Source organism: Cytobacillus sp. NCCP-133 (assembly GCF_026011715.1).
In the GTDB taxonomy this organism is placed as follows: Bacteria; Bacillota; Bacilli; order Bacillales; family Cytobacillaceae; genus Cytobacillus.
In genome coordinates, this window is the sequence record NZ_BRVM01000043.1 from 1 (window position 1) to 8941 (window position 8941).

The 8941-nt window shown below is 31.1% G+C and carries 7 protein-coding genes; all 7 read left to right on the forward strand.

Going from position 1 to position 8941, the window contains the following annotated elements; translation table 11 throughout:
* Positions 1-26: 26 nt before the first annotated feature.
* Genes NCCP133_RS21560 through NCCP133_RS21590 form a run of 7 tightly spaced genes read left to right on the forward strand, consistent with a single transcriptional unit; the run spans position 27 to position 8668 of the window.
* A complete protein-coding gene (locus tag NCCP133_RS21560) occupies positions 27-1697 on the forward strand; it encodes a Mu transposase C-terminal domain-containing protein (RefSeq protein WP_264807285.1) in 1671 nt (556 codons plus the stop codon).
* Positions 1694-3304 (forward strand): ATP-binding protein, encoded by a 1611-nt coding sequence (locus NCCP133_RS21565; RefSeq protein WP_264807286.1) that lies wholly within the window; start codon positions 1694-1696, stop codon positions 3302-3304. The genes NCCP133_RS21560 and NCCP133_RS21565 overlap by 4 nt, the downstream gene beginning before the upstream one ends.
* Positions 3305-3315: 11 nt before the next feature.
* Positions 3316-4467, forward strand: coding sequence for a TniQ family protein (locus NCCP133_RS21570; RefSeq protein WP_264807287.1), 1152 nt, complete (start codon positions 3316-3318; stop codon positions 4465-4467).
* 3 nt (positions 4468-4470) lie between these two features.
* Entirely contained in the window at positions 4471-5400 is a 930-nt protein-coding gene (locus NCCP133_RS21575) for a thiopeptide-type bacteriocin biosynthesis protein (protein ID WP_264807288.1), read from the forward strand.
* Entirely contained in the window at positions 5397-6470 is a 1074-nt protein-coding gene (locus tag NCCP133_RS21580; RefSeq protein WP_264807289.1) for a lantibiotic dehydratase C-terminal domain-containing protein, read from the forward strand. Before NCCP133_RS21575 ends, NCCP133_RS21580 begins: the two co-directional genes overlap by 4 nt.
* A 54-nt stretch (positions 6471-6524) precedes the next feature.
* The gene (locus NCCP133_RS21585; RefSeq protein WP_264807290.1) at positions 6525-7226 is read left to right on the forward strand and encodes an ABC transporter ATP-binding protein; all 702 of its coding nucleotides are present in this window, start codon (positions 6525-6527) and stop codon (positions 7224-7226) included.
* Positions 7223-8668 carry a hypothetical protein gene (locus tag NCCP133_RS21590; protein WP_264807291.1) on the forward strand — a complete coding sequence of 482 codons (1446 nt, stop codon included), beginning with the start codon at positions 7223-7225 and terminating at the stop codon, positions 8666-8668. Before NCCP133_RS21585 ends, NCCP133_RS21590 begins: the two co-directional genes overlap by 4 nt.
* Positions 8669-8941: the final 273 nt, after the last annotated feature.

The window sequence follows — 8941 nt, forward strand, 5'->3', positions numbered from 1 at the left end:
GCCTTTGAGGCTATATATGGCAAGGGATGGACGTATTTACTCGTTTCTGCAAACTTTATTCTAATTTAACAGACGGGCAAACTAAAAAAGTGTTTCGGGTTGCTTTAGAAAAATATTATTTGACGAGTAAAAAAAATAGTATTCCTGCTGCTTATAAAATGATGATCAAAGAATTTTATGCAGAGGACTATTATTATGAAGATGGTGTAAAAAAAATTGTCATCTCAAATAAAGATTCATTGCCATCAGAAGATCAATTTCGGTATTGGTATAACAAGGAATATACCATTCAGGAATCAACGATTGCACGACAAGGGCGTAAGAAATATGAAAAAGATTATCGGGCTATTCTTGGTTCTTCAATGACGGAAGTAATAGGACCAGGTTCACGTTATCAAATTGATGCTACTATAGCAGATGTTTATCTAGTATCTCGTTATAATCGCAATTGGATTGTAGGTCGCCCTGTTATTTATTTAGTTATTGATGTTTTTAGCCGGTTAATCACTGGAATGTACATCGGATTAGAAGGGCCATCGTGGCAGGGTGCAATGATGGCACTTGCAAATGTCGTAAAGGATAAACAGGCTTTTTGTAAAGAGTATGAAATTAATATTCCTAAAGAAGCTTGGCCGTGTGAGCATCTCCCAGATGTATTGTTGGCGGATCGAGGGGAATTTGAGGGTTTCAATGTAGAGCGATTAATAACAGCTTTTAACCTTCACGTTGAAAATACAGCTCCCTATCGTGCTGATTGGAAAGGAATCGTAGAAAAGCAGTTTAATACGATACAAACTAAAGTAAAACCATTCTTACCAGGATATGTGGACATAGATTTTAGGGAACGTGGCTCACATGATTATAGATTAGATGCCAAATTAAATATTTATGAGTTTACACAACTGATGATTAAGCAAGTGTATTACTATAACACAAAGCATTATTTAAAAGATTACCCTCGTGATGAGGATATGGTTCGAGATGAGGTACAACCAATTCCTCTAGAACTATGGAATTGGGGAATTCAAAATCGCTCAGGTAAATTACGCTATTTTCCTGAAGATCTTGTTAAACTTCACTTAATGCCGCATTCACAAGCGTCAGTAACACATCAAGGAATTAAATTTAACAGTAAAATGTTTTATAGCTGTGAAAAGGCATTGAAAGAGTCTTGGTTTCCAACAGCTCGTCAAAAAGGGAGTTGGAAAATAAACTTGGCATACGACCCTCGTAATATGTCACAGATTTACTTATTGAATTCAGATGGTCGTTCATTCGAGATTTGTTATTTACTTGAGCATCAAAATAGGTATAAAGAAAAAAGTTTAGAAGAAGTGAATTATCTTTTAGAACATGAAAAACAAATGCACAAACAGGCTCAGCATGGCCAGCTCCAAAAAGATGTAGATTTTATTAGTGAAGCAGAAGAGATTGTGAAATCAGCTGAAACTAAGGCCAATGAGCAACAGAGCAAACAAATGAGTAAGGCAGAAAAGACAAGTTCCATTAATAAAAATAGAAAACAAGAACGTGATACTAGACGGGAAGATGAAGCCTTTGTGTTAGGGGAATCAAGAGAGGATTCAAAATCAGCTGAAGTGGTTTCAATCAACTCTATCGAAGATGATGAACAAAAATATGAACGCCCTTCGGTTAAAGAGTTTTTACGTCGAAGAAAGGGGGCAGAAAAACGATGATTGATGGTCAGCAGAATAGAATATTAAATGCAGAAGTCGCAAACTATCATAAACAGGAGCTGCTAGACTACCGTGATAATCCATTAATTGAAGCATTACCCCCAGTTTTATCGGCTGAAGATGCTTTTGACCAATTATGTTTTTTACCTGAATATGATGAAAAAGAACGTAATCTATCTCCCCATTTACGGTATCATGCTATACCAAGGTTACAGCGTTTCTTTCAGCCGGTTATGCAGCATCTTGACTTAGAGCAACGGTTTTCTAGACTTTTACGTTATGGCTATGTAGGACGAAATCCTCGTACACCTGAATATACAAAACAACTATCTGTTGCTCATCAAGTAATGAATGGACAAGCTACCCCTTTTGACATTCGTTCGACAGCCTCTAGTTTTACGTTAATGGGTTTTTCGGGGATTGGCAAAACAACGGCAATTGAACGAATTTTATCGCAGTATCCGCAATTAATTATTCATAAGCACCCTTTGAACCTTACACAAATTGTTTGGCTAAAACTGAATTGCCCTCATGATGGTTCATTAAAATCTCTTTGTATGGACTTTTTTATTAAAATTGATCGACTTTTAGGAACCAATTATTATGAGAGGTTTGGTGGAAAACGTAATTCTATTAGTTCAATGGTTACTCGAATGGGGCAAATCGCAAGATTACACTGTATTGGTGCCTTGATCATTGATGAAATTCAGCATTTGTTAACAGCAAAGGATAGTGGTTCCGAAAAAATGATGAATTTTTTTGTGACACTTGTGAATGAAATTGGAGTTCCAGTCATGATGATTGGAACGATGAGAGCTCGAAGTGTCTTGCAGCAAGATTTTCGTCAAGCACGCCGTGGCAGTGGGCAAGGTGATATGGTGTGGCAACAAATGAAAAAAGATGAAGATTGGGATGTCTTAATTGAAAGTATGTGGGAATATCAGTGGATAAAACATCCCGTTGAATTAACGGAAGAAATCAATAATACGTTGTACGAACAAAGTCAGGGAATTGTTGATATAGCTGTTAAGTTATTCGCTCTTTCTCAAGGACGTGCCATAGAGACTGGGGAAGAAACGATTACGCCTGCTATGATCCGAAAAGTCGCAAAAGACGATTTAAAACTTGTTCAGCCCATGTTAAAGGCTCTTAAATCTGGCTTGTTATCGGAAATAGAAAAATATGAAGATATTATGCCTATTGATATTGAAGAATACTTGCAACATCGGCAAACCAACATAAATTTGAAAGCTACAATTCAAAAGAAAAAGGAAAAAATAGCAGAAGAACGTCAAAAAAATGAGGCTTCATTATTAGAAAAAGTGATTCTTGCTTTAATTAGCCTAGATATTGAAGCAAAACTAGCCGAGAAGGCAACTACACGTGTAATGAAACAACATTCAGGATTATCACAAGCAGAGATTATGCAAAAGGCACTTGCTTATATCGAAGAACAGCAAACAGCAAAAGAACGTAAAAAAGATATACCGGATATTAACAAGTTACAGAAAATTATTGATGAAGGAAAAAAAGAGGGCAAATCTGCCTATGAATCATTGAAACATTCAGGCTATATCAGACCTCCAGCAGATCAATTTGCAATGTAAGGAGAGTGACTATGTTATCATTCTTTCCAACATTATACGAGGACGAATTGCTTTATAGCTGGTTTGCGCGTTATCATGTCCAATCCTGTAATCTAAGTCCTAAGGCAACGATGAAAGATTTGTTTGGTACCGATAATGCTTTGGCCGTTCCTGACTTACCAACTAATTTAGTATTTCCCTTTAATCGTATAAAGCATTTTGATGTCCCGAGCTTAGAAACTGGGGTAAATGAGCATACATTTTATCGTTACTATACTACGTTTACAAAAGAAAGCTTAAGGAAACAAGTCTTCGATGCAATGGTCACTGGAAACAGACCTGGATCTATTCATTTAACTATGGGAATTGTGGCAAGTACGATTTCAGAACATGCCTTTTTTCGTTTTTGCCCAGAATGTATGGCAGAAGACATTTTGACTTTTGGAGAAACTTATTGGCGATTATCTTTTCAATTACCTAGTGTACTCATTTGTTTAAAACATGGTACTGTTTTACATCATTCATACGTCAGCTTTCGATTAGATGATATTTTTGTTAGAACTAGAAAAGAAGATAATGGAATTGAATTATATTCAAAATCCTATAATAAAAAAATTGACATACTATATTTGCAGTTTTTAAATCTTAAACTTGTACCACCACTTTTTCGTTTTTTGTTATATTTTTCTCAATTATGTAATCCCGATATATCTATAAATGAATCATATTTTAATATTAGTAATTCTTCTAACAAAGGAATTGTTCATTTTCCAAGAATAAAGGTCGGGAGAACAATTTTAAAAAGAAGACAATGGTGGATTAACAAAAACCACTTTTTTGAGGAAAATACACAAGAAAATGACCATTTCGAAAAATTTAGGATGTTAAGACAATGGCTACATAAAAATTCAATACCTAACCAGTTTTATTTAAAAGCAAATTTATCTCTACAATTATCAAATCAAAACGAAACAACTCATTATCAGGATGGGATGAGAAAACCTCAATATATTGATACAGATAGTTTTCATTTATGTCAAGTATTCTTTAATCAAATAAATATTATGGAAAAAGGTTTTATCATTGAAGAGGCACTTCCAAATGTAGATCAAGTACAGTTAAATGTTAATGGACAAAGGCATATGGTTGAATTATTGGTAGAAACCTATGAGACGGAGGTGTAGTTCATGGGTTGGGATAGTTTTCATATTTTTTACCATGATCAGGGCCGATGGGACCAGTTCCTTATATATATATATAAACAATTAAAAACTATATATAATCATAAAATACCCTCTCTTTTCTTTATTCGTTATTGGGATGGTGGTCCTCATATTCGGTTAAGGATTAAAGACATGGAAGAATTTGAAAAAAATAAATTAGTAAATAGTATTTATTACTTTTTTGATAAATTTCCTAGTGAAAAAGAATTTAAAAAAAATGAGTTTTATAAACAATACAATATGTTAACAATTAATCAAGAAGATTTGTTATGGTTTCCCAATCATTCAATTCAGGAAATACCATATACTCCAGAAATAGACAGATATAACGGGGAGAAAATGATGCAATTAAGTGAATTACAGTTTGAGTTTTCATCTCGATATGTTTTTGAATTTTTGGAATCAACTGTTCCTGACTTACAAAGGAAGTATAATCATGGTCTTTATCTCTTATCTTTTATGACTAGAAGTATGAATCTTTCAGAACAACAGGAAATTGATTTTCTTAGATCTTACTGTATTGCAACGCTACAAAGCTATGTACCGGAAGATATAGAAAGATATTTAAAAGCATACCAATTAAAATTACAAGAAAGTAATTTAAGTAATGCCGTAAAAGAGTATTGGTCCGAAAATTCAAACCTTATAATCAATCAATATACATCTTTTACTAATGAAATAATAAAAAGTGTGCGCCATGATGAATTCTCCTTTAATGAAATTAGAATAAATTCTTTAGAAAAATTAGATGTTTACTCAAAGGCTAAAATTCAACTCTATTGGTCATGGATTCATATGTTTTTGAATCGGATAGGACTATCTCCGTTAACGGAAGCTGAACTTACCTTTTTATTAAGTCATTCTTTAAATACATACAAAGGAGTGAAAAAATGATTAGTAAATCAATGAATATATATTTGCACGATACAAGTAGGCATAATCAATTTATTGTTGAACAAATTATACCACTTCAAAAGGAGTTATCATTTAAAAAGCCTCTTAATAATTTTATTTTGCGACATTGGAGAAAGGGGCCTCATATTCAATGGCATATTCAAATAGATAAGAATTTCAGTAACGAAAAGTTACTCTGGGTAAAAAATAAACTAGGTGAAAATATAGAGAAATATTCCGCAGCTGATACTCTTTCTCAATCAGAACTTGAAGAAAAATATTTGTTGTTAAAAGACTTTGAAATGGAAGTAGGAGATTTATTTCCTATTGAAGATGACGCTGCTATTAAACTGACAGATTCTACTCTTAGAGTAGATATTTGGGGTGAAAGCGGTGTTCAATCAATAAGGAATTACTATATTAGTACAAATGAACTTGTTATGAACATGATTAGAGAACCTGCTGTTAACAAATATAAAAACACTTTGAGTATGATGATGGCAGCCATTCACGCAATTGGAAAGCCTAAACACCATCAGTTAAGTTTTCGATCCCATTCAGAAGCTTTTTTAAACCGCTTTGATAAAGAAGATAAACTAAGAGAACAATTTGAGAAAGTATATAAAATTAATAAAGAAAGTATAAAAACATTAGTAGATGTGTTACTAGAGGAAGAAAAGTTCTTTCACCAATGGAGAAATGTATTTCAAGATTTAATAAAAGAAAATGAACCGTTAATAGCAAAAGGACAACTATTAATGCCAGAAGCAGAAACCTATATGAAAATTGTTAAAGAAAACAATTGGGATAAAGGTCATGAGGGTCAAATAAGTGAGTTTCATGGATATTTAAATTCCATACCAATATATGATAAAATAAAGAAAACCACCAATTTCCAAGTTAAACGACTTGTTCTTAATTTTCTTTACCTTACAATTGCCCAAATAGGAATCAAACCAGTTGAGAAATTTTCTATGTGTTATTCTATATCAAGATTTTTTGAAGAAAAGATGGGGAAAAGTTGGAAAGAACAATTAAATGATGAAACTCGATTTACTAATATTAATTAAATATTGAAAGGGGCCTTTAATGCTCCTTTTTTCTCTTTATAGGGAGGTCAGTGAATGAACAATAATAGTTTATTAGAACTAGAGGATGTTGAAGTTAGCATAAACGATGAAAAGATAATACATAATTTAAATTTTATATTAAATAAAGGAGAAATCTGTGCTTTAGTTGGTCACAATGGGGCAGGAAAAACTGTTACAATGAAAACAATCATGGGGATACAGGAAAAGGATAAAGGTAATATACATCTAAACAATATTAATATTGATTTAGATTACCTAAAGTATAAATCACAATATTCTTATATACCTGAAGAACCAATGTTATTTACTGAATTAACAGTTTTTCAACACTTTCAGTTATATGGAACAAGTTATGGAGTACCCGAAAAGTTATTTAAAGAAAGAGTTAATTATTATGTAAACGAGTTTGAATTAAATGGGAAGTTAGATGAATTACCTGATAATCTATCAAAGGGAATGCGTCAAAAAGTTAATATTATAAGTAGTCTAATCACAGATACTCCTTTATTAATCATAGATGAGCCTTTTATTGGTTTAGATGAAAACTCAGCTAATTTCTTAGAAAATGAAATTATAAGAAAATCAAAACAAGGAACCACAATTTTATTAACATCACATGTAATAGAGCGTGTGAAAAAGTTTTGTCATTCTTTTATTATGCTTAGAAATGGGGAAATAGCAAGAAGAGGGAAAATAGATCATCTGTTTCAAATAGAAAGAAGGATTTCTACATGAAGAAATATGATGAATTAAACGCATATCTGTTTATTTACAAACGACGCCTAACAAAAATTAAAAATCAATATAAATTAGCCTTTTCAATTCTTTTCGATAAAGTAACTATATTATATTTAGTTCCATTCTTTGTAGGAGGACTAATTCTTTTTAAGGAATCAATTCAAAACTATACTCAATACTTTTATAGTTTAAATCAAAATAATTATTCAGTAATTATTTACTTTACTTTATTTTTATTTATGTTTTATTTATCTAAAAGTTATTTCGACCCTCGTTATAAAGTAACTAGCTCAGATTTTCATTTGAGTTTAATTACCTACGATTTAGAAAAAATTATTAAAATAATTATTCTCCACGAACAAATAAAACGGTTAATCATCTTTTCAACTATCATAGCTGTTTTCTACTTCTTAAGAGTATTATCTTTTGAAACCATGTTTTTGCTTATAATTTCATTTTCCATCAGTGATTTGTTTTCAGGTCTAACTCAATGGAAAGTATTTCAAAGAAATCTAAAGGGCATAATCACTAAAATTACATACACTTTAATTTTAATATTTTTATTTATGTTTATATATATAAACTTCCTAAGGGATTTTTCATTTTTAGTATTTTTTATTTACAATATAGTGCTTTTATTAATGTCAATCATTCAATTTAAGCGAAAATTGACAAGTAATGTTAACTGGAATCAGGTAATTCCAATCGGAGATGATAAAACTTGGAATTTATTGATAGTTAAATTAATAACTGGAGTAGGTTTTAATATCGTTCCGAATAGAGTTCGACTTCCTGCATTAACAAAAATTAATAAAGTAGATAATATTCCTTATGAATTATCTGCAATCGTTTCTGTATATTGGAAGCGATATTTGATTCATAATAAAACTATTCCTTTTAATATTATTGGGAATTGTGTCGCGATCTTACTTTTTTTAAGTCTAAATACTAATATTTCTTCAGGTTTAAATTTAGCTATTCCAACTATAATTGGTATGTATTTACTATATGGAATATTTAAAAATAGATTAGATACATTACAATTCAAAGTGCTTCCATTGTCGGTAAACAATCATGTTAACGGATTCTATCACGTGACATATTGGTTTATTTCAGTATTGCTTTTACCACATTTTGTTATTCTTTTGATGAAGTCTTCATTATCAATATGGTTAATTTCGATAGTAATTGTTAGTGAATGGATAGTAGGTTCTTATATTTTTAAAACTTTATTACATTTAGGTATATTAAATTTTTTAAAGGTTAAGAAATATTCAAAAGCTCATCATTTGCTAATTATATTCCTATACTTAATTTTGCAAACTTTTATAGAGTTATTGCCACTACTTTCGATATTAGTAATAATAATATTTTTACTAAAGTCAATCTTAAACTTTAAAAACATTGGAGTTTCACCTTTTCAATTTGAAAAAAAATAATATGATTGACATAAAAGAATAGTTATACTTACAATTGGTTAATATCCAGCAACCATTCTTAATTTCCATCAAAAACGAAGTAAAGAACTTTTTTGTCATGAAATTATCTTCCTACTTTGATTTTGAAAGGAATAGTAAATAACTTTTTTTTGTAAGGCCGCATTTTTTAGTAGAAAAAATGCGGCTTTATACGTAAGCGTCAAATAGACCCCACCTATATTTTAGATGGGGCCTGAGATATTATTTAGTTAAGCTTTTTAAATGAAATACAAG

Coding starts and splice junctions, on each gene's coding strand:
- NCCP133_RS21560 (WP_264807285.1), top strand. CDS start 27: ATGGACGTATTTACTCGTTTCTGCAAACTTTATTCTAATTTAACAGAC.
- NCCP133_RS21565 (WP_264807286.1), top strand. CDS start 1,694: ATGATTGATGGTCAGCAGAATAGAATATTAAATGCAGAAGTCGCAAAC.
- NCCP133_RS21570 (WP_264807287.1), top strand. CDS start 3,316: ATGTTATCATTCTTTCCAACATTATACGAGGACGAATTGCTTTATAGC.
- NCCP133_RS21575 (WP_264807288.1), top strand. CDS start 4,471: ATGGGTTGGGATAGTTTTCATATTTTTTACCATGATCAGGGCCGATGG.
- NCCP133_RS21580 (WP_264807289.1), top strand. CDS start 5,397: ATGATTAGTAAATCAATGAATATATATTTGCACGATACAAGTAGGCAT.
- NCCP133_RS21585 (WP_264807290.1), top strand. CDS start 6,525: ATGAACAATAATAGTTTATTAGAACTAGAGGATGTTGAAGTTAGCATA.
- NCCP133_RS21590 (WP_264807291.1), top strand. CDS start 7,223: ATGAAGAAATATGATGAATTAAACGCATATCTGTTTATTTACAAACGA.